23 protein-coding genes, 1 tRNA gene and 1 pseudogene are annotated in these 25,436 nt (G+C 68.6%); 14 read left to right on the top strand and 11 right to left on the bottom strand.

The genetic code is table 11. The annotated features are described in order from the left end of the window. The first annotated feature begins 8 nt into the window (after positions 1–8). Positions 9–755 carry a lysophospholipid acyltransferase family protein gene (locus tag AC3WQM_RS16390; RefSeq protein WP_492680152.1) on the top strand — a complete coding sequence of 249 codons (747 nt, stop codon included), beginning with the start codon at positions 9–11 and terminating at the stop codon, positions 753–755. 201 nt (positions 756–956) lie between these two features. Here AC3WQM_RS16390 and AC3WQM_RS16395 read toward each other — a convergent pair whose 3' ends face one another. Next, positions 957–1,754 (bottom strand): IclR family transcriptional regulator, encoded by a 798-nt coding sequence (locus AC3WQM_RS16395; RefSeq protein WP_492680154.1) that lies wholly within the window; start codon positions 1,752–1,754, stop codon positions 957–959. 191 nt (positions 1,755–1,945) lie between these two features. Here AC3WQM_RS16395 and AC3WQM_RS16400 point away from each other — a divergent pair, with 191 nt between their 5' ends. From AC3WQM_RS16400 to AC3WQM_RS16450, 11 genes and pseudogenes are all read left to right on the top strand, one after another. Continuing rightward, positions 1,946–3,700 (top strand): FAD-dependent oxidoreductase, encoded by a 1,755-nt coding sequence (locus AC3WQM_RS16400; RefSeq protein WP_492680156.1) that lies wholly within the window; start codon positions 1,946–1,948, stop codon positions 3,698–3,700. A gap of 33 nt (positions 3,701–3,733) precedes the next feature. Continuing rightward, positions 3,734–4,510 carry an SDR family NAD(P)-dependent oxidoreductase gene (locus tag AC3WQM_RS16405; protein WP_139704791.1) on the top strand — a complete coding sequence of 259 codons (777 nt, stop codon included), beginning with the start codon at positions 3,734–3,736 and terminating at the stop codon, positions 4,508–4,510. Between the two features lie 61 nt (positions 4,511–4,571). Then, the gene (locus tag AC3WQM_RS16410; RefSeq protein WP_489061643.1) at positions 4,572–5,771 is read left to right on the top strand and encodes an ABC transporter substrate-binding protein; all 1,200 of its coding nucleotides are present in this window, start codon (positions 4,572–4,574) and stop codon (positions 5,769–5,771) included. Positions 5,772–5,826: 55 nt separating this feature from the next. Beyond that, the gene (locus AC3WQM_RS16415; RefSeq protein WP_062469725.1) at positions 5,827–6,750 is read left to right on the top strand and encodes a branched-chain amino acid ABC transporter permease; all 924 of its coding nucleotides are present in this window, start codon (positions 5,827–5,829) and stop codon (positions 6,748–6,750) included. Further along, on the top strand, positions 6,747–8,528 hold the full coding sequence (locus AC3WQM_RS16420) for a branched-chain amino acid ABC transporter ATP-binding protein/permease (RefSeq protein ID WP_492680158.1): 1,782 nt from the start codon (positions 6,747–6,749) through the stop codon (positions 8,526–8,528). The genes AC3WQM_RS16415 and AC3WQM_RS16420 overlap by 4 nt, the downstream gene beginning before the upstream one ends. Before the next feature lie 20 nt (positions 8,529–8,548). Further along, entirely contained in the window at positions 8,549–9,259 is a 711-nt protein-coding gene (locus AC3WQM_RS16425; protein ID WP_095746774.1) for an ABC transporter ATP-binding protein, read from the top strand. A gap of 28 nt (positions 9,260–9,287) precedes the next feature. Continuing rightward, on the top strand, positions 9,288–10,256 hold the full coding sequence (locus AC3WQM_RS16430) for an MBL fold metallo-hydrolase (protein WP_095746773.1): 969 nt from the start codon (positions 9,288–9,290) through the stop codon (positions 10,254–10,256). A gap of 1 nt (position 10,257) precedes the next feature. After that, positions 10,258–11,181: a DMT family transporter gene (locus AC3WQM_RS16435; RefSeq protein WP_492680160.1), complete on the top strand. Its 924-nt coding sequence runs from the start codon at positions 10,258–10,260 to the stop codon at positions 11,179–11,181. Positions 11,182–11,274: 93 nt separating this feature from the next. Further along, positions 11,275–11,475 (top strand): annotated as a pseudogene (locus AC3WQM_RS16440) (oxidoreductase); the annotation flags it as partial. 98 nt (positions 11,476–11,573) lie between these two features. Continuing rightward, on the top strand, positions 11,574–12,374 hold the full coding sequence (locus AC3WQM_RS16445; protein ID WP_492680162.1) for an oxidoreductase: 801 nt from the start codon (positions 11,574–11,576) through the stop codon (positions 12,372–12,374). After that, a complete protein-coding gene (locus tag AC3WQM_RS16450; RefSeq protein WP_492680164.1) occupies positions 12,371–13,093 on the top strand; it encodes an EthD domain-containing protein in 723 nt (240 codons plus the stop codon). Before AC3WQM_RS16445 ends, AC3WQM_RS16450 begins: the two co-directional genes overlap by 4 nt. On the opposite strand, the gene AC3WQM_RS16455 is transcribed toward AC3WQM_RS16450, so the two are convergent. Both AC3WQM_RS16455 and AC3WQM_RS16460 read right to left on the bottom strand, forming a co-directional pair. After that, positions 13,056–13,457, bottom strand: coding sequence for a hypothetical protein (locus AC3WQM_RS16455; protein WP_492680166.1), 402 nt, complete (start codon positions 13,455–13,457; stop codon positions 13,056–13,058). The genes AC3WQM_RS16450 and AC3WQM_RS16455 overlap by 38 nt on opposite strands. A gap of 457 nt (positions 13,458–13,914) precedes the next feature. Further along, complete coding sequence (locus tag AC3WQM_RS16460) at positions 13,915–14,118, bottom strand: hypothetical protein (RefSeq protein ID WP_492680168.1); 204 nt, start codon at positions 14,116–14,118, stop codon at positions 13,915–13,917. Between the two features lie 13 nt (positions 14,119–14,131). On the opposite strand from AC3WQM_RS16460, the gene AC3WQM_RS16465 reads away from it, so the two are divergent. Further along, positions 14,132–14,497 carry a hypothetical protein gene (locus AC3WQM_RS16465; protein ID WP_492680170.1) on the top strand — a complete coding sequence of 122 codons (366 nt, stop codon included), beginning with the start codon at positions 14,132–14,134 and terminating at the stop codon, positions 14,495–14,497. A 207-nt stretch (positions 14,498–14,704) separates the two neighbouring features. On the opposite strand, the gene AC3WQM_RS16470 is transcribed toward AC3WQM_RS16465, so the two are convergent. The 7 genes from AC3WQM_RS16470 to AC3WQM_RS16500 all read right to left on the bottom strand — a co-directional run bounded on the left by AC3WQM_RS16470 (position 14,705) and on the right by AC3WQM_RS16500 (position 23,883). Next, positions 14,705–14,779, bottom strand: a tRNA-Arg gene (locus AC3WQM_RS16470). Between the two features lie 58 nt (positions 14,780–14,837). Continuing rightward, the gene (locus AC3WQM_RS16475; protein ID WP_492680172.1) at positions 14,838–18,935 is read right to left on the bottom strand and encodes a translocation/assembly module TamB domain-containing protein; all 4,098 of its coding nucleotides are present in this window, start codon (positions 18,933–18,935) and stop codon (positions 14,838–14,840) included. Positions 18,936–18,943: 8 nt separating this feature from the next. Next, the gene (locus AC3WQM_RS16480; RefSeq protein ID WP_489061632.1) at positions 18,944–20,875 is read right to left on the bottom strand and encodes an autotransporter assembly complex protein TamA; all 1,932 of its coding nucleotides are present in this window, start codon (positions 20,873–20,875) and stop codon (positions 18,944–18,946) included. Positions 20,876–20,933: 58 nt separating this feature from the next. Next, the gene (locus tag AC3WQM_RS16485) at positions 20,934–22,121 is read right to left on the bottom strand and encodes a vWA domain-containing protein (protein WP_489061630.1); all 1,188 of its coding nucleotides are present in this window, start codon (positions 22,119–22,121) and stop codon (positions 20,934–20,936) included. A 21-nt stretch (positions 22,122–22,142) separates the two neighbouring features. Then, positions 22,143–22,730 (bottom strand): GNAT family N-acetyltransferase, encoded by a 588-nt coding sequence (locus AC3WQM_RS16490; RefSeq protein ID WP_492680174.1) that lies wholly within the window; start codon positions 22,728–22,730, stop codon positions 22,143–22,145. A gap of 46 nt (positions 22,731–22,776) precedes the next feature. Further along, a complete protein-coding gene (locus AC3WQM_RS16495; RefSeq protein ID WP_492680176.1) occupies positions 22,777–22,992 on the bottom strand; it encodes a hypothetical protein in 216 nt (71 codons plus the stop codon). A gap of 36 nt (positions 22,993–23,028) precedes the next feature. After that, entirely contained in the window at positions 23,029–23,883 is an 855-nt protein-coding gene (locus AC3WQM_RS16500) for an AAA family ATPase (RefSeq protein WP_056577821.1), read from the bottom strand. A gap of 150 nt (positions 23,884–24,033) precedes the next feature. On the opposite strand from AC3WQM_RS16500, the gene AC3WQM_RS16505 reads away from it, so the two are divergent. Beyond that, entirely contained in the window at positions 24,034–24,726 is a 693-nt protein-coding gene (locus tag AC3WQM_RS16505; protein ID WP_489061626.1) for a c-type cytochrome, read from the top strand. An 88-nt stretch (positions 24,727–24,814) separates the two neighbouring features. Here the strand turns inward: AC3WQM_RS16505 and pcaG are convergent, their stop codons facing one another. Further along, positions 24,815–25,426: a protocatechuate 3,4-dioxygenase subunit alpha gene (gene pcaG / locus AC3WQM_RS16510; RefSeq protein ID WP_095948067.1), complete on the bottom strand. Its 612-nt coding sequence runs from the start codon at positions 25,424–25,426 to the stop codon at positions 24,815–24,817. Positions 25,427–25,436: the final 10 nt, after the last annotated feature.

A 25,436-nucleotide genomic window follows, 5' to 3' on the forward strand; every position in this document is an offset into this window, starting at 1 on the left:
GCGTCCAGATGCTGCACTCGTTGAAGGCCGGCTGGCGATTGCTGCATGCGGCGTCGCATGCGCTGTCGGGCTGGTGGACGATTCGCTTCACCTTTCCGCGGCTGTCGCCCGACGAGCGCAGCGCGCGCGTGCAGGCCTGGTCGCAGCGCATGCTGCAGATCATGGGCGTCACGCTGCGCGTGCAGGGCGAGCCGCCCGTGCACGGGCCCGCGCTGCTCATCTGCAACCACCTCTCGTGGCTCGACATCACCGCCATCCATGCGGCGCGCCATGTGCGCTTCGTGTCGAAGTCGGACGTCAAGCAGTGGCCGGTGATCGGCACGCTGTCCACCGGCTCGGGCACGCTCTACATCGAGCGCGAACGCCGGCGCGACGCCATGCGCGTGGTGCACCACATGACCGAGGCGCTGCGCGGCGGCGACCTGATCGGCGTGTTCCCCGAAGGCACGACGAGCGACGGGCGCGGGCTGCTGCCGTTCCACGCCAACCTGCTGCAGGCCGCGATTTCCTCGGGCGCGCCGGTGATTCCGGCCGCGCTGCGTTTCGCCGACGCCGCCACCGGCGAAACCAGCCAGGCGCCGCGCTACATCGACGACGACAGCCTGCTGACCTCGGTGTGGAACACGCTGCGCGCGCCGCCGCTGTTGGCCATCGTGCGCTTCGGCGAGCCGCAGCCTTCGTACAGCCGTGAGCGCCGCAGCTGGGCGCATTCGCTGCATGAAGACGTGCAGCAGCTGCGCCGCGACACGCACTGACCTGATCGCACGGCGGCGCCGGGCATAAAAAAGCGCCTCCCGGGTGGGGAAGCGCTGAACGACGCCGGGGGGGCGCCGTGAGGAGGAATCGGGCAGTTTCCGTTTCGAAGGCCTTCAGCATGAGGCCCCTGGCATGCGCCGCATGCGGGAAAAGTCAGGCCCCGCGCGTGAGCGCCTGCCTACACGGCACGGGCCGGCGGTTCAGCCCGCTTCGTCGGTGGGCACGAAGCCCAGGCGGCGCGAGATTTCGAGTGCGCAGGCCTTCAGCGGCACGGCCACGCGGCCGTTCCAGTCGCTGTCGAAGGTGGCCTCGGGGCCCATGGCCGTGATGCCCAGCACGAGGTTGTTGGTCGAGTCGAACACCGGCGCGCAGAAGGCGTCGATGCCCGGAATCGGCTGGCCCAGCGTGCGCGACACGCCGTGCAGCCGCGTCTCGACCAGGAGCGCCTCGATCTGCGACTTCGACAGTTCCTCGCTGGCGCCGCGCCCGTCGGCCGGGCGCGTGCGCGCCAGGTCTTCGAGCATCATTTTTTCCACCACCTTCGGCGGCAGATACGCCGCGAAGAGACGCCCTGTGGCCGTGTAGGCCAGCGACATCACGGTGCCGGTGCGCAGGTTCACGTGCAGCGGGTGGATCGGTTCTTCCAGCCGCACCACGGTCGGCCCGAAGTTGCCCCAGACCGCGACCGCGATGCTCTGTTCGGTCTCGGACGCGAGCGCCTCGATGAGCGGCGACGCCTCCTTGATCGGGTCGAGCCGCTGCAGCTTGGCCAGGCCCAGCTGCAGGGCCAGCGGGCCCAGCTCGTAGCGGCCGGCGCCGTCCTGCACCACGAAGCCGACCTTCAGAAAACTGACGAGGTAGGGGTGCGCCTTGCCGACCGGAATGCCGGCCGATTTGCCGAGGTCGCGCAGCGCCATGGGCGCCACGTGCCGCCCGAGCGCGACCAGCAATTGCGTTCCGATTTCGACGGATTGAATGCCACGTCTTGGCTTTTCCATGGGGCGCCCGGCGTGGGGGTTGAGAGTGGGAGCGAGTATAGCCATCAGGGTTTCTACTGAAATTGTCGTGTTCAATCGACGATGACTGATCATCTGATAGTAACTAAACGACTTGACCATATCAACATCGCTGCCTACACTCCGCCGCAACTTAAGTCGTACACACAACACGAGAGCGAACAGAGGCAGAGATGGAACAGAACACGTGGGAATGCGATGTCCTCGTCGTCGGCAGCGGCGCATCGGGCATGGCCACCGCCGTCACGGCGGCGTCGCAGGGTTTGAAGGTGCTGGTGGTCGAGAAAGAGCCGCGCTTCGGCGGCACCACCGCGCGCTCGGGCGGCTGGCTGTGGATTCCGGGCACGCGCCTGGCCACGGAGCAGGGCATCCATGAGCCGCCCGGCGCCGCGCTCGCCTACATGCAGCACGAGACCACGACGCACTTCGACGCCGCGCGCGTGGGCGCCTTCCTCGACATGGGCCCGAAGGCCATCGACTTCTTCACGCGCAACACCTGCGTGCAGTTCGACATGCCGGCCGTCTTCCCCGACTACCACGCCGAAGCGCCCGGCGGCCAGCCCGGCGGACGCTCGATGGTCACGCGTCCGTTCGACGGGCGCGAGCTCGGTGCGCGCATCAAGCACCTGGCACCGCCGCTGCCCGAGCTCACGGTGTTCGGGATGATGTTGGGCTCGGGCCCCGAGATCAAACACTTCATGCGGGCCTTCAAGTCGCCGACCTCGTTCTGGTACGTGACCAAGCGCCTGACCCGGCACTTCCTGGACGTGGTGCGCCACGGCCGCGGCATGACGCTGACCAACGGCAACGCGCTGGCCGGTCGCCTCGCCAAGGCCGCGATGGACCTGGACATTCCCGTGTGGCTCTCGTCGCCTGTGAAGAAGCTCATCGTTGAGTACGACGGCGTCTCGGGCGCCGTGGTGCAGCACGAAGGCAAGACGGTGCGCATCACCGCCAAACGCGGCGTGGTGCTGGCCTGCGGCGGCTTCCCCTACGACGTGGAGCGCCGCAAGCAGCTGTTCCCGCACGCACCGACCGGCAAGGAGCACTACTCGCCGTCGCCTTCCACGAACACCGGCGACGGCCTGCGCCTGGCCGAGGCCGTGGGCGGCCGCGTCGACGGCACCATCCCGCACGCCGCGGCCTGGGTGCCGGCGTCGGTCACCACGCGGCCCGACGGCAGCAAGGGCGTCATGCCGCACTTCATCGACCGCGCCAAGCCCGGCGTGATCGCGGTCACGCCCAAGGGCAAGCGCTTTGCCAACGAAGGCAACTCGTACCACGACTTCGTGCAGGCGATGGTCAAGGCCTGCGAGGGTGAGCCCGAGGTCACGGCCTGGCTGCTGTGCGACCACAAGGCGCTGCGCGACTACGGCCTGGGCTGCGTCGCGCCCGCGCCGCTGCCCATCGGCCGCCACCTGAAGACCGGCTACCTCAAGCGCGGCGCGAGCATCGGCGAGCTGGCGAAAGAAATCGGCATCGCCCCCGCCGCACTCGAAGCCACCGTGCAAACGTTCAACGAAGGCGCGCGCACCGGCGACGACCCCGCCTTCGGCAAGGGCAGCAAGGCCTACAACCGCTACCAGGGCGACGCCAACGTCACGCCCAACCCCTGCGTCGCGCCGCTGGACAACGGCCCGTACTACGCGATCAAGCTCGTCATCGGCGATATCGGCACCTTCGCCGGCCTCGTCACCGACGAGAAGACCCGCGTGCTCGACGCCGACCGCCAGCCGATCAAGGGCCTGTACGCCGTCGGCAACGACGCGGCCAGCGTGATGGGCGGCAACTACCCCGGCGCGGGCATCACGCTCGGCCCGGCGCTCACCTTCGGCTACGTCGCAGGCCTGCAGGTCGCGCAGGCCGAAGTGGCCGTGCCCTTGCACGTCGAACAGCGCGAAGCCGTCGCTGTGCCGCGCGGCGCCTGACCCCGTTCCGATAGTCAACCCAAGGAGCCGACCATGCCCTTTCCTCCTCACGTCGCACCGCGCCTGCTCGAGGGCCGCCTCGCGCTGATCACCGGCGCCGGCCAGGGCAACGGCCGTGCGCTCGCGCTCGGCCTGGCCCAGGCGGGCGCGCGCGTCGTCGTCACCGACATGAACGAAGCCACCGTGGCCGAGACCGCGCAACTGGTGCGCAACGAAGGCGGCGAGGCCTGGTCGTTCGTGCTCGACGTCACCGCGCCCGAGGCCTGCCAGGCACTGGCGGCGCGCGTGGCGCAAGAGGTCGGCCACGTCGACCTGCTGGTGAACAACGCCGGCATCATCATCCGCGAGACCACCAGCAGCCCGAACGCCGCGGCCAACTGGAAGAAGACCATCGACGTGAACGTGCACGGCACCTTCAACACCACGCTGGCCTTCATTCCCGTGCTCAAGCAGACGAAGGGCTCGATCATCAACATCGCCTCCATCGCCGCCTATGCAGGGCAGGCCGCGAGCCTGGGCTACTCGCCCTCGAAGGGCGCCATCAAGATGCTCACGCAGTCGCTGGCGCAAGAACTCGCACCGGCCGGCGTGCGCGTCAACGCACTGGCACCCGGCGTGATCGAGACGCCCATGACCGCCGCCACGCGCGAGAACCCGCAGCGCCTCGAGTCGTTCATGACGCGCATTCCGCTGGGCCGCGTCGGCCAGACCGAAGACCTGGTGGGCCCGGTGATCTTCCTGGCCAGCGACATGTCGCGCTACGTCACCGGCATCACGCTGCCGGTGGACGGCGGCTTCCTCGCCGTCTGACCCACGCCCCTTCCTTTTCGATTTCCCGTTCCCCGTCCGTCAACCCTTCAGGAGACAAAGAATGAAAACGATCCGTCTGTACAAGACCCTGCTCGCGACCGCCGCCTTCGCTGCGTTCAGTGCCGGTGCTTACGCACAAGACATCAAGCTCGGCTACAACGGCGACCTCTCGGCGTCGCCCTCGGCGCAGAGCGGCCAGGCCGCGGTGCTGGGCATGGAAGCGGCCATTGCCGACCTGAACGCCGCCGGCGGCGCGCTCGGACGGAAGTTCACACTGGTCACGCGCGACGACGTCTCGGCGCCGCCGAAGTCGATCCAGAACATGAGCGACCTGGTCGACAACGAGAAGGTCGTCGCCGTGTTCGGCCCCACCAACTCGGGCAACGCCATGGCCTGGAAGCACATCGCCAACCAGAAGAAGATCCCCGTGCTGGGCAACGTGGGTTCGGGCACCGACATCACCAAGCCGATGAGCGCGGGCGCCGACAACTACATGTTCCGTGTCTCGATGGTTGACCGCGAACAGGTCGCCGCGCTCATGGCCTACGTGAAGCGCAACACGGCCGGCTCCAAGGTCGTGGGCCTCATGGCCGAGACCACCGGCTACGGCCAGGGCGGCCTGAAGGACATGGAAGACATCGCCAAGCTGCAGGACATCAAGATCGCGGCCACCGAGCGCTTCGGCGTCGGCGACACCGACATGACCTCGCAGCTCTCCAAGATGAAGGCCGCCAACGTCGACACCGTGGTGGTGTGGGCGCAGGGCACGCCCATCGCGCAGCTGGTGCGCAGCATGGAGAAGATCAACTACTTCCCGCTGACGCTTACTTCGTGGGCCGCCGACAACATCACCTTCTACGACGCGGCTGGCAAGGCGCTGGCCGAGAAGCCGATCTTCATGCGCACCGTGAGCGAGACGCGCACGCCCGTGCAGCAGAAGCTGTTCGACCGCATCGGCAGCAAGCTGAAGGCACCGGGCTCGTTCTCCTTCGCGCTGCACGGCTACGACTCGGTGCTGCTGCTGGCCCAGGCCATGAAACAGGCCAACAGCACCGACGGCGCCGCCGTGCGTGCGGCACTCGAAGACCTGAAGACGCCGGTGCAGGGCGTGCTCAAGACCTACGAGAAGCCTTTCAGCAAGACCAACCACGAAGCCCTGACGGCCAAGGACCTGGTCTGGATCCGCTGGAAGGACGGCAAGCTGCTGCCCTACAGCGACGCGCTGATCGGTGCGCTCAAGCCGGCCGACTTCAAGCAATAAACGTCTGAGACAAAGGAACGGGGCACCGCCCCGTTCCGCAACGGAGATACACACCATGGTTGAAGCGCTCCTGCAGGCGCTCATCAGCGGGCTCGCCGTCGGCGGTGCCTATGCGCTGGTGGCCCTCGGATTCAGCATCACGTTCACGACGACCAAGACGCTGAACTTCTCGCACGGCGAGTTCGTCTCGGCCGGTGCGTTCATCGGCATGAGCGCGCTGTTCCTCGTGCTGGGCAAGCCGCTCAGTTCCACCACCTTCGGCGACGCCGTGCCCGGCGCGGGCGCGCAGCTGTTCGCGCTGGTCGCCGCCCTCGGCGTGATGGGCCTGTTGGGCTGGCTGCTCTACGTGCTCGGCGTGCGCCCGTTCGCGGGCCGCCCGGGCATGGCCTGGGTCATGAGCACGCTGGGCTTCGGCGTGATCCTGCAGAGCGTGGGCCTGGCCATCTGGGGCCCGAAGCCCGTGGTGGTGCCGGCGCCCGTGGGCGACACCGTGATCCGCATGTTCGGCGTGGGCGTGCGCCCGCAGGAACTGCTCACGCTGGGCGTGGCCGTGGTCGTGATGATCGGCTTCGACCGCGTGATGAACCGCACCATGATCGGCAAGGCCATGCGCGCCGTGGCGCAGAACGGCAACGTGGCCAGCCTCATGGGCATCAACACCAACGCCATGATGATCGGCGCCTTCGTCGTCAGCTCGGCGCTGGCGGGGCTGTCGGGCTTTCTGCTTGCGCCCATCGCGCAGGCCTCGCTCTTCATGGGGCTGACCGTGGGGCTCAAGGGTTTCTCGGGCGCCATGATCGGCGGCCTGAGCAACCCGCGCGGCTGCGTCATCGGCGGCTTCCTGCTGGGCGTGCTCGAGTCGATGGTGAACCTGTGGCAGGCGCAGTGGCGCGAGGTGGCGGTGTTCGCGCTCGTGATCCTGGTGCTGGCCTTCCGGCCCACGGGCCTGTTCGGCCGCTCGACGGTGGAGAAGGTATGAAGCGCCTCGCCCATCCCGCCGCCGTGGTGCTGGTGGCGGCCGTGCTGTGCGGCCTCGTCTCGCTGTCCGGCAACGACTACTACCTGCGCATCGCTTTCATGATGTGCGTCTACTACCTGTGCGCGGCCGGCATGAACGTGCTGGTCGGCTACGCGGGCCAGAAATCGCTGGGCCAGGCCGGCCTGTTCGCGGCCGGCGCCTACGCGGTCGCGCTCATCACCTCGCGCACCGAGCTGAGCCCGTGGCTCGCGCTGGTGATCGCGGCGGTTGTCTCTGGCGTGTGCGGTGTGCTCATCGCGCTGCCCTCGCTGCGCGTGAAGGGCCCGTACCTCGCGATGGTCACGCTGGCCTTCGGCATCGTGGTCGAGAAGCTCGTGGGCGAATGGACCGACGTGTTCGGCGGCGCGCAGGGCATCTACGGCATCCGCCCGCTGACCTGGAACGGCCAGCCGCTGAGCAGTGTGCAATGGGTGATCCTGGGCATCGTGCTCAGCGCCGCGCTGCACCTGCTGCTGCGCAACCTGCTGCAGGGCCGCTTCGGCCGCGCGCTGCTGTCGCTGCAGGCGGACGAGATCGCCTCGTCCTCGGTGGGCGTGCGCGTGTACCGCGCCAAGGTCATGGCCTTCGTGGTCGCGGCCGTCACCTGCGGCATCGCGGGCGCGCTCGTGGCGCAGCAGAACCAGTACATCAACTCCGACTTCATCACCTTCCACCTGTCGATCTTCATCCTGCTCCTGGTGCTGTTCGGCGGCGCAGGCTCGATGTACGGTCCCATCGTGGGCGCGGTGCTGCTCACGGCGACCGACGCGCTGCTCGCGCGCTGGCCCTCGGCGCAGCACTTCCTGTACGGCTTCCTGCTGCTGTTCGCGCTGTACGTCATGCCGGGCGGCGTGGTGGGCCTGTTCAACAAGTGGTTCCTGAAGTCGCGCCATCGCGGCGAAGGGGCGGCCGGCAACGGCGTGCCGGGCCGGATCGGTCCCGGCGGCGAAGGCGAGCTGCTGGTGGTGCAGGGCGTGACCAAGTCGTACGGCGGCGTGAAGCCCGCGCAGGACGTGTCGTTCCGCCTGCAGCGCGGCCACATCCATGCGCTCATCGGCCCGAACGGTGCCGGCAAGAGCACCATGATCAACATGCTCACCGGCGTGGTCGAACCCGACGCGGGCGTGATCCGCTTCCTGGGCCGCAACATCGTGGGCCAGCCGGCGCACACCATCTGCTGCCTGGGCATGGGTCGCACCTTCCAGAACCTGCGCCTGTTCGCCGACCTCTCGGTGCTCGACAACGTGATGCTCGGACGGCACAGCCGCATGAGCAACGGCTTCCTGTCGTCGCTCGTGGCCTGGCCCACGGCGGGCAAGCAGGAGCGCGCCACGCGCGAGCGCGCGCTGCAGCTGCTCGACCTCGTGGGCCTGGGCCACCTGGCGCACTGGCCCGCCGGCAGCCTGCCCTACGGCCTGCAGCGTCGCGTGGAGCTGGCGCGCGCGCTGGCCACCGAGCCGCAGCTGCTGCTGCTCGACGAGCCCGCCGCCGGCCTCAACCCGCAGGAAACCGCCGAGCTCGGCGAACTGCTGGTGCGCATCGGCAAGTGCGGCGTGTCCATTCTGATGGTGGAGCACCACATGGACCTGGTGATGTCGATCTCCGACCACGTGATCGTGCTCGACTACGGCGTGAAGATCGCCGAAGGCAAGCCCGCCGAGGTGCAGTCGAATCCGCGCGTGGTCGAGGCCTACCTGGGCGTGGACGACGAAGAAGACATGGCCGCCGTGCCCGCCTGAGCCAGAGGACCGAAACCATCATGTTGAAAATCGAATCGGTGAAGGTCTCATACGGCGCCATCGAGGCCGTCAAGGGCGTGAGCCTGGAAGTGCGCGCGGGCGAGGTCGTCACCATCATCGGCGCCAACGGCGCCGGCAAGAGCACGCTGCTCAAGAGCATCGTCGGGCTGGAGCCCGTGGCCGAGGGCCGCGTGCTCATCGACGGCAAGGACTGCACGCACGTGCCCGCGCACCAGCGCGTGGGCCTGGGCGTGGCGCTGTCGCCCGAGGGGCGCGGCGTGTTCCCCGACCAGACCGTGCGCGAGAACCTGATGCTCGGCGCCTACTCGCGCCGCAACGACAAGGCCTTCGTGGAGCGCGCCATCGAGCGCGAGTTCGCGCGCTTCCCACGCTTGAAAGAACGCGCGCATCAACTGTCCGGCACGCTGTCGGGCGGCGAGCAGCAGATGCTCGCGATTGCCCGCGCGCTCATGAGCGAGCCGCGCCTGCTGCTGCTCGACGAGCCCTCGCTGGGCCTGGCGCCGCTCATCATCAAGGACATCTTCGACGCCATCCGCCAGCTGCGCAGCTCGGGTCTCACGATCCTGCTGGTGGAGCAGATGGCCAAGCAGGCGCTGGGCGTGGCCGACCGCGCCTACGTGCTCGAAACCGGCTGCATCACGCTCGAAGGCTCCGGCCGCGAGCTGCTCGACAACCCCAAGGTGAAGTCGGCGTACCTCGGTACGCATTGAATTCATCGCTCACATCAAAGGACCACTCATGACCACCAAGAAATTCGCCAGCCAGGCCGACCTCGAAGAAAAGAAGGTCTCGTTCACCCGCCTCTCGGAGAACGCCTACGCCTACACCGCCGAGGGCGACCCCAACACCGGCGTCTTCATCGGCGACGAGGCCGTGATGGTGGTCGACACCCAGGCCACGCCCGCGATGGCGCAGGACGTGATCCGCCGCATCCGCGAAGTCACGCCGCTGCCCATCAAGTACGTGCTGCTGAGCCACTACCACGCGGTGCGCGTGCTGGGCGCGTCGGCGTACTTCAAGGAAGGCGCCGAGCAGATCCTGGCCAGCCGCGACACCTACGACCTGATCGTCGAGCGCGGCGAGCAGGACAAGGCCAGCGAGATCGGCCGCTTCCCGCGCCTGTTCCGCAACGTCGAGTCGGTGCCCGCTGGCCTCACCTGGCCCACCATGACCTTCGACGGCACGATGAGCGTGTGGCTCGGCAAGAAGCTCGAAGTGAAGATCGCGCAGGTGGGGCGCGGCCACACCAAGGGCGACACCATCGCCTACCTCGAAGACCAGAAGATCTGCTTCGCCGGCGACCTCGTCGAATACCAGAGCACCGCCTACGCGGGCGACTGCTACTTCCGCGACTGGCCCACCACGCTGGATCGCCTGGCCGGCTTCGGCTTCGAGAAGCTGGTGCCCGGCCGCGGCGCCGCACTGGAAAACGCCGCCGACGTGCGCAAGGCCATCGCCTCCACGCGCGCCTTCATCTCCGACGTCTACACGCTGGTGAACAACGGCGTGGCCGAGGGCAAGTCGCTCAACGTGATCTACAAGGAAACCGTGGCCGCGCTGCGCCCGACCTACGGCCACTGGGTGATCTTCGACCACTGCATGCCCTTCGACGTGACGCGTGCCTACGACGAGGCCACCGGCCACGTGCACCCGCGCATCTGGACCGCCGAGCGCGACATCGAGATGTGGAACGCGCTCGAGAGCTGAGGTGAGCCAACCCGCGCCTTCGCACGGCGCCACGCCCGCGTCCGTGCAGGGCTGGATGCTGCTCGCGATGCTGGTGTGGGGCGTGAACGTCTCGGCCGTGAAGGCGCTCACCGCGTCCTTCGAGACGCTGCCGCTCGCGGCACTGCGCATGGGCGTGGCGTGCATCGCGCTCAGCGCCATCGTGCTGTGGCGGCGCGGCGGCGTGCCCCGGCTCACGGCGCGGCAGCTCGCGGTGATGGCGGGCTGTGCGTTCCTCATGGTCTACGGCAATCAGATCCTGTTCGCGCAGGGGCTGCTGCGCTCCACCGCCACCAACGGCGCGCTCATCATGGCGCTGAGCCCGCTGGTGTCGGCGCTGATGGCCGCGCTGGTCTTCGGCGAGCGCTTCACGCCGCGCCGCATGGTGGGCGTGGCGCTGGGCTTCGCGGGCGTGGCAGCGGTGGTGCTGAGCCACCCGGGCGCGGGGCTGTCGAGCGCCGGCATCGGCGACCTGATGCTCGCGCTGTCGGTGATGAGCTTCGCGGTCGGCGGCGTGGGCGTGCAGCGGCTGGCGCGGCAGATCGATCCGCTGTCGATCAGCTGGGTCATCTACCTCATCGGCACGTTCATGCTCGTGGTGCACACCCTGCTCGGGCCGTCGCGGCTCGGCGCGGCGCAGCTCTTTCCCGGCCTGTGGCCGTGGGCACTGGTGCTGTTCTCGGGCATCGCGGCCACCGCCGCGGGCAACCTCATCTGGAACCGTGCGATCTCCGTCATCGGCGTGGCGCGCACGGCCGTCTTTCTCTACTGGGTGCCGGTGTTCGGCGTGCTGTTCGCGGCGCTGCTGCTGGGCGAGGTGCTCACGTGGTGGCACCTGTTCGGCTTTGCCGCGGTGATGAGCGGCACCTGGCTCGGCACGCGGCCCGTGGCTGCGCCGGCCCCTTGATTCCTTCACATGCCTGATTCATCTCTTCCCCTGCTGTTCCAGCCCTTGCAGCTGCGCGAGCTCACGCTGGCCAACCGCATCGTCATCTCGCCCATGTGCCAGCACGCCGCCGAGCGCGGCCATGCCACGCCGTGGCACCTGGTGCACCTGGGCAAGTTCGCGCTCGGCGGCGCGGGCCTGATCCTCACCGAGAGCACCGCCGTCGATCCGCGCGGGCGCATCGGCACCGCCGACCTCGGCCTGTGGAACGACAGCCAGATCGCGCCGCTGAAGGCCGTGGTCGATTTCGTCCACGCGCAAGGCAGCGCCATCGGCGTGCAGCTGGCGCACGCGGGCCGCAAGGCCGGCAGCGAGCCGCTGTGGGAGGGCGGGCGGCCATCGACCCGGCGCGCATGGCGGCCGATGACGAACCCTGGGAGCGCCTGGGCCCCAGTGCGCTCGCGGCCGGCCCCGGCTGGTCGGCGCCGCGCGCGCTCGATGCCGCAGACATGGCCGAGGTCGTGCAGCGTTTTGTCGATGCCACCGTGCGCGCCCACCAGGCCGGCTTCGACGTGGTCGAGCTGCACTTCGGCCACGGCTACCTGGTGGCGAGCTTCCTGTCGCCCAACGCCAACCACCGCGACGACGCGCTCGGCGGCAGCCGCGACAACCGCATGTCCCTCGCACTGGAAATCGCGCAGCGCGTGCGCGCCGCATGGCCCGCCGGCAAGCCGCTGTTCTGCCGCCTCTCGGCCGTGGACGGCACGCTCGACGGCTGGAGTCTCGACGACTCGGTGGTGCTCGCGCGCGCGCTGAAGCGCTGCGGCGTCGACGTGATCGATTGCTCGTCGGGCGGCCTCACCGAAGAGACGCGCGCGCTGCCCGTGCCGCGCGGCCTGGGCTTCCAGGTGCCGTTCTCTGAACGCATCCGGCGCGAGGCCGGCGTCGTCACGCAGGCCGTCGGGATGATCGTCGACGCGCAGCAGGCCGAGGCCGTGCTCGCCGCCGGACAGGCCGACCTCGTCGCGCTCGGCCGCGAAGCCCTGTTCGACCCCTACTGGCCGCACCACGCGGCCGTCGCGCTCGGCGCCGATCCGCAGTACCAACGCTGGCCCGTGCGCCACGGCGTGTGGCTCGCCAAGCGTGCGCCCGGCCTGGCGCGTGCGCGCGCCGAAGCGCAGAACGCGCCACCCCACAAGGAGACAGACCGATGACCGAACCCACGACGACCACGACCCTGCGCATGGGCCTGATCCGCAAGCAGCCCGGCTGGACCGACGAGGCCTTCAGCCGCCACTGGCGCGAACGCCACGGCCCGCTCGTCGCGCGGCTGCCCACGCTGCGCGCCTACCGCCAGAACCGCGTGACCGACCGGCTGCAGCGCGGCATCGACTTCGCACGCGGACCGTGGGACTTCGATGGCTTCTCGCAGCTGCAGTTCGACGCCGCGGCGCAGGCCGATGCGGCCTTCAGCACGGGTGAACTGGCGGCAGAGATTCGCGCCGACGAGCGGCACTTCCTGGGCGGGCTGCACATCGTGACGGTCGAGCAGACCGAGGTCATCGCGCCGCCGTCGCCTGCATCGTCGGCGGGGCCGGCGATGCTCAAGCGCATCTCGACCCTGCGCCGCCCGGTCGCGCAGTCGGAAGAAGACTTCCGCCGCGAATGGAAGGTGCACGCCGACCATGTGCGCCGCATGCCCGGCGTGGCCGGCTACCGCCAGAACGTGGTGGTTGCGCGCGAGTTCGAGAAGGGCACGCCCTGCGGCTACGCCGAGCTGCCGATCGACGGCATCGTGGAACTGTGGTTCGAGAACACCGACACGCTGAACGCCGCGTTCGCCTCGCCCGAAGGCCAGCGCACTATGGCGCACGCCAAGACCTTCCTGGCGGAGATCACGGCCTTTGTGGTGGAGGAGTTTCGGGTGGTGTGAAGGCCGCGCGCGCGTAGTGCACCGACGTGCTCAGCGCCGGGATCACCGGCTGGTAGGCGGCGGGGTGCGAGACCCGCGCGGGGACGGTGCCGATGGGCGCGATCTCGCGGACCCGGGCGGGCGCCGTGGCCTCTTCGGGCTCCATGCCGCGCCCGGGCGGCTCGGGCAGGAACACCCCGCGCCGCAGCGACCAGATGCAGGCGCCCAGGCGCAGCAGCTTTTCGACCTTCGCGTCATGCGCCGGATCGTCCGGCGACTCCTGCGCAATCAGCTCGCCCAGCTGCGTGAGTGCGTCGGCGGGCGTCAAGCCGCGCCCGATCCGCGCCACTTCCACCATGGCCGCCAAGGCCTCGGTCTTGTTCATCGTGTGCCCCCTGTTGTTTGTCTCTTGCTACGAAGGAAAGCATGCCGTTACGCAGTGCATCCAAAAGTAGTCCATCGCGCCGTCGGGTCGTCGATTGAAATCTCGTCCGTGCGCGGGGCGGGGCGTACGCGGGGTGCGGCGCAGTGCGTCCCGCCGGGGGAGTGACAACAGATCAGGGGGGGCGCCACCGTTCGAGTCGCCGGGGTGGCGGTGGTCGGCTCAGTGCGCGCCATTCGCTCCGGATGGCAGGAAGACCAGACTCTGGTCACGTCCATCTCTCATTCAGGAAATTCAAGCACTGTGTTCTGGCCGTGTGCAGTAAGTGGCGCCAGGGGCCTCAATTTGCCGGCACTCAGACTTTGGGGCATTTTTTCAGTACCGCGACGGAACAATCCGTGACCGTTGACGCTGAGGCATCGGCAGTACATCACATCACCCGTTGCGAGGTGTGCTGCAGTCATGTTGAGTGATCGGGGAGAAAGGCGCGGTGAGAAGAGATATCCACCGGGCCATCTGAAGCGCGGCGCGCGCCATGAATATTGATTCTGGGAATCAGAGAAATACCGAGAATGAAAATAAAAAGAGCCATCGCCAACGTCCTTTTGGCATGCGCATTAATCGCTGCCGCTGGCTGCACGAGCCTGCCATCGCCGGAAGCCATGAAGACTGCCACCATGGACTTCCAGCTTCCGAAGCTGCCGAGCAACGACGAAGCCATGGTCTATGTGGTGCGCCCGTCTTGGGAGAGCGGCTTGAATCGCTTCGATGTCTCTGTTGGTACTCACGACGTGGGCTCCACGCGAGGTGGCCAGTACATCTACTTCAGCGTGCGGCCGGGAGAGCACATGATTCGTTCAAAGGCCGACAACTGGGGCGGCATCTCGGTCTATCTCAGGCCCGGCGAAATCAAGTTCCTCCGGCAGGACCCATTCTTCTTTGTCTTCGGCACTTGGAACCAATTGAATGAGCTCGAGGACTTGCCTGGCAGATACCTCGTGAAGAACCTGCTTCTCGGGACGATTCCCAAAGGCGCAAAGTAGTCCCTCCTGATGAAATACCGATCCATCAGCGCCGTCTTGTTGACGTGCGTTGTGCTCGCCGTTTGCCGAACCGCATCTCGTCGGCGACTACTTGCCCGAGAGCGAGGACGGCGCGGAAATCGCCTGGTGTCGAGTTCCGTTGATCTCTGACCCGGGATTTCCGTCGAATACACACCCTGCGTGATGAGACTCCTTGAATCGGTCTCATGGTGCCTTCGACAGGAATCGAACCTGTATCTGAGTCTTAGGAGGACCCCGTTCTATCCATTGAACTACGAAGACGATGTGCGCCGCTGCTGCAGCGCGGCCCGCACTTTACCAGCTTGGGGCATCCCGGCCCTCAGTCGTACTTCACCGTATAGATCAGGTCCACCCCGCTCGTCTGCCCCGCCTGCCCCCGCAGCGTGAGGCGTTTCGTCAGGTCGTAGAAGATGAAGATCGTGCCGAAGGTGCCGCCCAGGCTGCGTTCGTAGGTGATGTAGAAGTCTTTGGACAGCCGCTTGCCGAGCGTGACGGCCGACTCGCGCAGGTCGCCGCCGTTGCCGGGGCCCTTGAAGCCGAGTTCGTCCAGGCCGAAACGGCTGGCCAGGCTGCCGCCGGTGGTGGTGCCGCCGATCTTGCCGAGCAGCGACAGGGCGGCCTGCTGCAAGAGAGCCGACTCGCCGCCGCTGGTGGCCGAGGCGCGGCCCAGGATGACCCATGACAGCGTCTCGGCGTCGGACAGCGCAGGCTCGGCATAGAGCTTCACGCGCGGCGACTGCGCGGAGCCGGTGATCTGCACGCCGGCGCGCTGCGAGATGTTCGGGCGGATGGCCAGGATGTCGAGCGCGGGGTTGTCGAAGGGGCCGTTGAAGCGCGCGATGCCGGTCTCGACGTCGAGCTGCTGGCCGTAGGCGCGGTACTGGCCCTTGACGGTCTTCACTTCGCCGGTGATGCGCGGCGGGGCATCGAGGCGGGTGCTGCGGATCTCCAGTTCGCCCTCGAGCCGGGTGGTGATGCCGCGGCCCTGCACGGCGAAGTCGTCGCCGAGGTCGAAGGTGACGACGATGTCGGGCGGCTTGGCGGTCTGGGGCTTGTTGGCGGCCTTGGCCGCCTGGGCGTCGGCCTTGGCGGATTCGCGCTGCGCGGCCTCGGCGGCGGCCTTGTCCTTGGCGGCCGAGCGCACGACGACGTCGCTGCCCAGGCTGGGCGCGGTCTCGTCGGGCAGGATGATGACGGCGCGGTCGGTCTTGAGCTTGCCGCGCACGTTGAACTGGCCGTCGTCCAGCCGCGCCTGCAGGTTGCCCGACAGCGACACCTGGCGGTCGGTGCGCACCAGCACGCGCAGGGCGCGCAGCTCGGCCTGCAGCGCCATGCGGATGCCGGTGCTGGTCGTGCTGTTGTTGCTGCCCCAGCTGAGGTCGCCGCGCGCGGTGAGCGAGCCGCCGTCGGTGCGTGCTTCGCTGGCGGCGGTGCTGCGGTTGCCGCTCTGGCCGCCGATGCGCGCGTTGCTGCCGGCGCCGCCCTTGAGCGTGAACTCGGCAATCTCGAGGCGGTCGCCGGTGAGCGAGGCGCGCAGGCGGCCGTCGCGCAGGTCGAGGCCTTCGACCGGGGCGCGCAGCGCGAGCTGGTTGGCGCCGAGGGTGCCGTTCCAGCGCGGCGCGGTGCGGCTGCCCGACAGGGTGGCGTTGGCGTCGAGCGTGCCGGCGATGCGCCAGCCGGGCGGCGCGAGCATGGACCACACGCCCAGGTTGGGCAGCGCGGCGCGCAGGGTGCCGTTCAGGGGCGCGTCGGGCGCCCATTGCCAGCCGCCGCTGCGCTGCTGCATGCGGGTGCCGAGTTCGGCGTCGAGGCGGCCGGCGCGTTCGCTGTCCCAGGCCAGGGTGGCGCGCACGGCGTCGCCCTGTGCGTCGAGCTGCAGTTCGGCGCGGCGCAGGCCGGCCGGGGTGGCGGTGACATCGACGCCGTTGACCTCGTTCTTGCCGCTGGCCGAGCTCATGGTGCGTTCGCTCGCGGTGCCGGTTCCGGTGCTGGTGATGCGGGTGACGAGCGCGGCCTCGCCGGCCTGCACGCGGATGTCGCCGCTCTGGCGCGCGAGCCGGGCCTTGGCGCGCAGGGTGTCGCCGGCGTCGATGTCCCAGTCGCCGTTGAACAGCAGGTCGCCGCTGATGCCGAGTTCGCTCAGCGTGGCGTTGGCGCCGAACGCGCCGGCCCAGGCCATGGGCAGGCCCTGCATCTGGCCCTTGGACTGCAGGCGGAACACGCGGTTGGGCGCGGCGCCGCTCTGGTTGAAGCGCAGCGGCTGCCAGTCGATGCGCACGGTGCCGGGCAGCGGGCCGCGCAGGGTGGCGTCGGCGCCGGAGGCTTCGATGTCGAGGCGGTTGTCGGCGGCGCGCACGGTGGCCGTGACTTCGCGGCCCAGCTCCAGCACCCAGGGGCCCTGGCCGGGGCGCGCGGTGGCGGTGTCCTGCGCTTGAAGCCGCAGGCTGGCGAGGGTGGCGCGCCACTGGTTGGCGCTGGCGAGGCCGCCGCTGGCGTGGGTGTCGAGCGCGAGCTTCTGCGCGCCGGTGGTGGCTTCGCCCTTGAGCGTCAGCGTGGCCTGGGCGATGCTGCCGGCGAGGTCGGCCTGCAGTGCGCGCAGTTGCACGCTGGTGGCCGTGCCGCCGGGCTGGGCCGCGGGCAGGTGCAGGTCGAGGCGCGGCACGGCGAGCGCGGCCTTGAGGCTGGGCTCGGCGTTGCCGCGCGCGGCAGCGCCAGGGTTCTCGATGCGGCGCTGCACGGTCTGCCAGCCGCCTTGCCAGCTGGCGTCGAGCCGGGCGCTGCCCTTGGCACTGGCGTTCGCGAACACGCTCGACAGGCCCGGCAGGCCTTGCACCCAGCGCTGCATCGCTTCGGCATCGTCGATGCGTGCCTGGAGGTCGCCGCCGCCGGTGGTGGGCGCGATGCGGCCGTCGAGCTGCGCGCTGCCGCCCGGCAGCGAGAGGGCGAGCTTGCCGCTGGCGGCCTGCTCGGCCACGCGCACCTGCAGCTTGCCGTCGATGCTGGCGCGCATCGCTTCGACGCGCAGCGTGCGCAGGTCGAGCACCTGGTCTTTCCACTGGCCCTGCGCCAGCGCGCGGTCCAGGCCGAAGCCGGGCAGCGCCTTGCTGCCGGCGCCGCCGTTGCCTTCGGCGCGGAGGGCCACGTCGAAGACGAGGGCGTCGGAATCTTCGGCCTGCCGTGCGCTGATCTGCCCGCCGACGGGCGCACCCGACAGCTCGCTGTACAGCGCGCCGGGCCGCACGCCGCGCACGGTGGCGCGCACCTGCCAGGGCGAAGGCGCGGGGCTCCAGCTGCCTTCGGCGTCGATGCGGCCGCCGCCCGCGCGCACGGTGGCGTCGGGCACGGTCCAGGTCGTGCCGTCGAAGCCGACCTGCGCCTGGACCTGCTCGACCGGCAGCTTCTGTTCGTCCCACGGGCCGGCGACGGCGTTGCGGATGTCGGCCGAGGCCTTCCACGCGGCGGGGCCGGTGGCGGCGTCGGGTGCGAGTTCGACGGTGCCGGTGAGCCGGGTCCGGGGCGCACCGGGCCAGAGGCTGGCGGCGTCGACGTTGCGCAGGTCGGCCTTGGCGTCGACCACGGGCTGCGGCAGCCAGGGCGCGATCTGCGCGCGCAGCTGGGCGGCCATGGGCGCCTCGGCGTCGGGCTCGGTGGGCTGCAGGTCGGCGGCGACCTGCAGGCGCGCCTCGGGGCCGGCCAGCGTGCCTTTCACGGAGGCCTTGGCCTGCACCTCGATGTGGCGGTCTTCGGCGAGCGGGGCTTTCACGCGGCCGTCGAGCGTGGCGTCGAGCGCCATCGGCGCGGGGCCTTGCAGCCGCACGCGGGCGCTGTAGTGGCCGTCGGCGATGTCGACGCCTTCGATGTCCAGCGCGTGCTGCGCGCCGAGGTAGCTGTAGCGGCCCGCGAGGCCTTTGGCTTCCAGCGCGGGCGGTCCGGCCCAGCGCACCTCGTCGATGCGGAAGGGCACCTCGGCCACTTCGACGGGCAGCGCGACCTGCATGAGCGGCTCGGTCGGCGTGTCGCTGGGCGGGCCGCGGCGTTCGATCGACAGGCTCGCGGCGTGGATCTCGCCGAGCTGCACCTTGCGCTGGAACAGCGGCGCGAGTTGCCAGCCGAGCGTGGCGTCGTTCACCTCGACGGCGAGGCTCTCGCTTTGCCACTTGAGCCAGCCGATGCGGCCGCCGGTGCGCAGTGAGCCGGTCACGTCGCGACTCTCGAGCGTCTGGCCCGCGGGCAGGCGCTGCGCGGCCTGCGCGAGCGCGAAGGCCAGCGATGTGTTCGAGCCGAGCCACCACCAGGTGCCCGCGGCGAGCAGCAGCACGACGAGCAGCAGGCCCGTCAGCGTCCAGCCCAGCGCGCGCAGCACGCGGCGGGTGCGCGAGCGGGGACGGGGCGTGGCTGTGGTGGGCGTGGACGGCATGGAGCGGGTCAGAAGGTGAAGCCGAGGCGGAAATGCAGGCGGAATTTCTTCGAGTCGACGCCGTAGGCCAGGTCGGCCTGCACCGGGCCGACCGGGCTGCGCCAGCGCGCGCCGACGCCCACGCCGACCTTGGGCTTGAGCTCGCCGGGCTTGTCGGCCACGGCACCGGCATCCACGAACACCACGCTCTCCCATTCGGTGAGCTTGTCCTTGTAGACGAAGGGGCGCTGCCATTCGAGGCTGGCCACGCCGAGGTAGCGGCCCGCCACGGTCTTGCCGTCGGCGCGCACGGTGCCGATCTGCTTGTAGCTGTAGCCGCGCACGGTGGTGTCGCCGCCGGTGAGGAACATCAGCGTGGACGGGATCTGCGCGCTGTCCTTGGCCGCGACGGCGCCGGCCTCCAGGCGCATCTGCAGCCGGCTGCGACGCGCGCGGGCGTTCTTGTCCTCGGCCGCGCCCAGCGGCAGCACGCCGAGAAAGCGCGCGTAGGTGCGCGTGAAGGGCAGTTGCTGGCCGGTGAGCGTGTAGCCCGCGGCCATTTCGAGCGCCAGGCCGTAGCCGCGCGAGGGCGCCGAGTTGTCGTCGAAGTAGCGCCCGGTCCAGCCCCAGTTGGCGGTGACCGCCGAGGCCGAGGGCGGCGCGTCGGTGCCGCGGTTGTGGGCGTAGTCGTACTGCAGGAAGAGGCTGCGGTCGATGTGGTCGCTCGACTTGCTTTGCCCGCCGCGCAGCCGGCCGCTGTCGACCACGTAGCTGCCCGACTGCTCGCTCTTGAGTTCGCCACCGGCAAACCAGCGCCAGCCGCGGTCGTTGGGCACGGCGTTCCACTCGGTGCCCAGCGACTGGATGTCGTTGTCCAGCGAGAGCCGCGACACCGCGCGCCAGCCGAGCAGCGGCATGCGGTTGTGGGTGTGGTCGATCGACAGGCGCGGGCCGTTGTCGGTGGTGAAACCCACGCCCATCACGACCTTCTGCAGCGGTGCCTCGCGCAGCTGCGCGATCACGGGCGCGGCCAGCGGCGTGTGGCTGTCGGTGTCGAGCGTGAGGAACACCGAGTCGTAGTAGCCGCTGCTGGCCAGGCGCTGCTGGGCGTCGAGCAGCTTCTGCTGGTCGTAGTCGGTGCCGGTGGGCAGGCGCGCGATGCGGCGTGCGGCGTCGGCGTCGTAGCGCTCCACGCCGCGCAGCACCAGCGGGCCGAACTTGTAGGCGGGGCCCGACTGGTAGGTCACGCCGAGGCGGGCCTCGTGGCGGTCGGCGTCGATCTCGGCGCGGCTGATCTCCACGCTGCCGGTGGGAAAGCGTTTGGCCGTGAGGCTGCGCAGCGCGGTGGTCTTGGCGTCGTCCCAGGCGCCTTGCGTGAAGGGCTCGCCGGCGCGCAGCGCCCAGCCGGTGCGGATGGCGTCGCGCTGGGCTTCGGCGCTGGGGTCGTTGGCGATCTGGCCGGCGTAGCGGATCTGCACCGTCGACACCTTCGTGCGCTCGCCGGGTGCCACGGTGATGACGACCTCGCGCGGGGCCTCGGTGCTGTCGGGCGTCTCGTTGAGTTCGAGCGTGAGCGTGGGCGTGAAGTAGCCCAGCGTGCCCAGCAGCTCGCGCGCATTGGCCTCGGCCGCGACCATGAGGCGCGAGACCTCGGTCACGCCCAGGTCGTCGAGCTCGCGGTAGCGCTGGATTTCGAGGTGACGCGCCAGGTAGTCGCGCTCGGTTTCGGGGCCGCGCACGTCGACGGTGAAGGCGCGGCGCCGGCCGTCGGCCTTGGCCTTGTCGTCGTCCTTGGCGGTGTCGCCGTTGGTGTCGCCGCTGCGCACCACGCCCGCGGTGGACGCGCCCGTGTCTGCCGCCTCTTTTTTAGGCAGCAGGCTGCAGCCTTGCAAAAGCAGGACGCCGGAAAAAAGCAAAGCCGGCCACAACGCCGGCGAAAGAACGGATGCCACCCTGACCATGGCGGCATTCTGACAGCACCGGTGCGGGCGGTGCCCCCCACTTGTGCGGGGCCGCGGGTTACTTGGACAGCATGCGCATCGCCTCTTCGAGGCCGCGCAACGTGAGCGGGTACATGCGGTTGGACATGAGCTGCTGCATCACCGCGATGCTCTGGCGGTACTGCCACACGCCCTGGGGCTCGGGGTTGATCCAGGCGAACTTGGGGAAGGTGTGCGTGAGGCGCTGGATCCACTCGGCGCCGGCCTCTTCGTTGTTGTATTCGACGCTGCCGCCAGGTTGCAAGATTTCGTAAGGACTCATCGTGGCGTCGCCCACGAAGATCAGCTTGTAGTCCTTGTTGTACTTGCGCAGGATGTCCCAGGTCGCGAACTTCTCGGAGAAGCGGCGCTTGTTGTTCTTCCACATGAAGTCGTAGACGCAGTTGTGGAAGTAATAGAACTCCAGGTGCTTGAACTCGGTCTTCACGGCCGAGAACAGCTCTTCGACGCGCTGGATGTGCTCGTCCATCGTGCCGCCCACGTCCATCAGCAGCAGCACCTTGACGTTGTTGTGGCGCTCGGGCCGCATCTTGATGTCGAGGTAGCCGGCGTTGGCCGCGGTCGAGTGGATGGTGTTGTCCAGGTCCAGCTCTTCCACGTGGCCCTCGCGCGCGAACTTGCGCAGCCGCCGCAGCGCGACCTTGATGTTGCGCGTGCCCAGTTCCTGCGTGTCGTCGTAGTCCTTGTAGGCGCGCTGGTCCCACACCTTCACGGCACTGCGGTTCTTGCCTGCGCCGCCGATGCGGATGCCCTGCGGGTTGTAGCCGCCGTTGCCGAAGGGCGAGGTGCCGCCGGTGCCGATCCACTTGCTGCCGCCTTCGTGGCGTTCCTTCTGCTCTTCGAAGCGCTTCTTGAGCGTTTCCATGAGCTCGTCCCAGCCCATCTTCTCGATCTTGGCTTTCTCTTCGGCGGTGAACTCGCGCTCCAGCGTCTTCTTGAGCCAGTCGAGCGGCACTTCCTTGGTGAAGTCGGTGAGCATCTCGACGCCCTTGAAGTAGGCGGCGAAGGCACGGTCGAACTTGTCGTAGTGCTTCTCGTCCTTCACGAGCGCGGTGCGCGAGAGGTAGTAGAAGTCGTCGATGCCGTAGGCGCCGTCGGAGTTCGGGCCCACCACGTCGGACTTGAGCGCCTCGAGCAGCGTGAGGTATTCCTTGACCGACACCGGCAGCTTGGCCGAACGCAGGGTGTAGAAGAAGTCGATGAGCATGGAGCGCTCCTTGTGTTTCGTTCAGCCGCGCGGCTTGTCGAGCAGGTACTGCAGCTGGGCCTTCACCTCGGACCATTCGCCCGCGCGCAGGCTGTACATGACGGTGTCGCGGATGGTGCCGTCGCGGCGCATCACGTGGCCGCGGATCACGCCGTCTTTCTTCGCGCCCAGGCGCTCGATGGCGCGCTGCGAGGCGAAGTTGAAGTTGTCGGTGCGCCAGCCCACCACGTTGCAGCCGAGCGTGTCGAAGGCGTGCGTGAGCATCAGCAGCTTGCAGGTGGTGTTGACGTGGGTGCGCTGGCAGCGCTCGGCGTACCAGGTGTAGCCGATCTCGACGCGCTTCACGCCCGGCAGGATGTCGTGAAAGCTGGTGCTGCCCAGCACGGTGCCGCTGGCCTCGTCGGTGACGGCAAAGGCGAAGCGGTCGGCCGTCTTCAGGGCGGTCTCGATGTAGGCGCGCGTGTCCTGCGGCTCGGGCACGGAGGTGACGCGCAGCTTCCACAGCTCGCCGTCGGCGGCCGCGGCACGCAGGCCGTCTTCGTGGGTGAGTGCCAGCGGCACCAGCGCGAGGCCGCGGGCCTTCAGCGTGACGGGTTCGACGAACGCCATGTGCAAACTCTCCGTGTCTCCGTGCAGGTCTCGGTGGATCTGGGGCTCAGGCGCGCGGGTCGCCGTACTTGTGCACGTACCAAGCACGCGCGGCCTGTGCACCGGCGCCGCCACCCAGGCCGATCAGCGCAATGCCGACGATCTCGCGCGTGCCGTACTTGCTGTCGGTGCCGAAGGCGTCGAGCCCGAGCAAGAGCCCGATCCCGCGCCCGATCAGCGCGCCCACCACGAACAGCACCGCCTGGGCGATGCCCAGCTTCATCAGCTGTCTGGTGGAATGCGGTTGCCGGCTCATGGCCTAGCGGTTGTTGCGTTGCATGAAGACGAGCTTCTCGAACAGGGTCACGTCCTGCTCGTTCTTGAGCAGCGCGCCCACCAGCGGCGGCACGGCGACCTTGTCGTCCTTGCTCTGCAGGGCTTCGAGCGGGATGTCTTCGGCCACCAGCAGCTTGAGCCAGTCGAGCAGCTCGGAGGTCGAGGGCTTCTTCTTCAGGCCGGGCAGGTTGCGCACGTCGTAGAAGGTCTTCATCGCCGACGTGAGCAGCTCCTGCTTCAGGTTCGGGAAGTGCACGGCGACGATGTGCTTCATCGTCTCGGCATCGGGGAACTTGATGTAGTGGAAGAAGCAGCGGCGCAGGAAGGCGTCGGGCAGTTCCTTCTCGTTGTTCGAGGTGATGAACACCAGCGGACGGTGCTTGGCACGAATGAGTTCGCGCGTCTCGTAGCAGTAGAACTCCATGCGGTCGATTTCGCGCAGCAGGTCGTTCGGGAATTCGATGTCGGCCTTGTCGATCTCGTCGATCAGCAGCGCGACCGGCTGGTCGGCCGTGAAGGCCTGCCACAGCACGCCCTTGATGATGTAGTTCTGGATGTCCTTGACGCGCTGGCCGCCGTCCACATCGGCGAGCTGCGAGTCGCGCAGGCGGCTCACGGCGTCGTATTCATACAGGCCCTGTTGCGCCTTGGTGGTCGACTTGATGTGCCACTGCAGCAGCGGCATGTCGAGCGCTTGCGCCACTTCCTCGGCCAGCATGGTCTTGCCGGTGCCGGGCTCGCCCTTGACGAGCAGGGGGCGCTGGAGTGTGATGGCCGCATTGACCGCCAGCATCAGGTCCTGAGTGGCGACGTAGTTGTCTGAGCCCTTGAATTTCATGAGTGGAGCGGAGGCAGGGTGGAGAAAAGAACACACTCGAACTGCATTGCGCAGCCTCTTGTGCAGCTCGCGCGAGGTTCCCGTGGGACCCTTGCATATAATCGAATGTTGATTCGAAAAACTGTATCTCCACGAGATTGTGCGCGCAAAATGAACAAGTTGTTGACCACGATGTTTGCCCTTGCTGTCGCTTGCGTGACGCTCTCGGCACAAGCCCAGCAAGTCACTGGCAAGGCCCAGGACGGCGCCAAGAAGGTCCAGATGTGCGTGGGCTGCCACGGCATCATCGGCTACCAGGCGAGCTTCCCCGAGATCCACAAGGTCCCGATGATCGCGGGCCAGAGCGCCACGTACATCTCGTCCGCGCTCACCGCGTACAAGGGCGGTGACCGCAAGCACCCGACGATGCGCGCCATCGCCGACAGCCTCACCGAACAGGACATCGCCGACCTCGCGGCCTACTACAGCCAGCTGGGCGTGAAGGAAGGCGATGCGCCTGCGGCCACACCGGCCAAGGCCGCGTCCGAGAACGTCCAGGCGCTCATCGCGCGCGACAAGGACAACAGCTGCACCAAGTGCCACGGCGCCAACTTCAACACGCCGAACGACGGCACCGTGCCCAAGCTGGCCGGCCAGCACGCCGACTACCTGTTCGTGGCACTGAAGTCGTACCGCGTGAAGAACAACCCCCACCTGGGCCGTTCGAACGCCGTGATGGCCGCACAGGTCGAACCCAAGAAGTTCACCAATGCCGAACTGAAGACCCTGGCCACCTACATCAGCTCGCTGCCTGGCGAACTGAAGATCGTGCCGGAGTCGCGCCTGCATCACGCGCCTCAGTAAAAAGAGGGAGCCAGACGGGCACTGACCCGTTGCCCCAAAGAAAAAGCCCGCATCAGCGGGCTTTTTTTCGTCCGGACTTTCCCGGGGGTCAGACGTCGAAGAAGGCCGTCTCGTCGGCGCCCTGCATGCGGATGTCGAAGCGGTACGTCACCGCACCGCCTTGTTCCACGCGCTCGGCGATCAGCGTGTGACGGCGCTCGGCCGGCACGCTCTGCAGCACGGCGTCCTTCGCGTTGGCTTCGGCCTCGTCGCTGAAGTACACGCGCGTGAAGGCATGCAGCAGCAGGCCGCGCATCAGCACGATCACGTTGATGTGCGGGGCTTCGCCGGGCGTTTCGGCGCCGGGCTTGACGGTGTGGAACACGAAGCGGTTCTGCGCGTCGGTGCCCGTGCCGACACGGCCGAAGGCGCGAAAGCCCAGGGCGCGCGCCTCGTCGGGCGTCTGTGGGTAGCGGCCTTCGCCGTCGGGCTGGCTGATCTCGACCAGCGCGTCGTTGATCGGGTTGCCGTCGCCGTCGATCACGCGGCCTTCGAGGCGGATGCGCTGCCCGCTGGCGGTGTCCAGCGCCAGCACGGCGTCGAAGGGCTGGTTGAAGTTGTAGCCGTACTGCGTGGCGGTGAGGCCGTAGGCGAAGTAGGGACCCACGGTCTGCGAGGGCGTCTGGCCGAAGTCGGCTTCCTGTGCGGTCATCAATGGCATGGGGAATTCC

It is taken from the genome of Variovorax sp. FW301-JW7 (assembly GCF_058788795.1).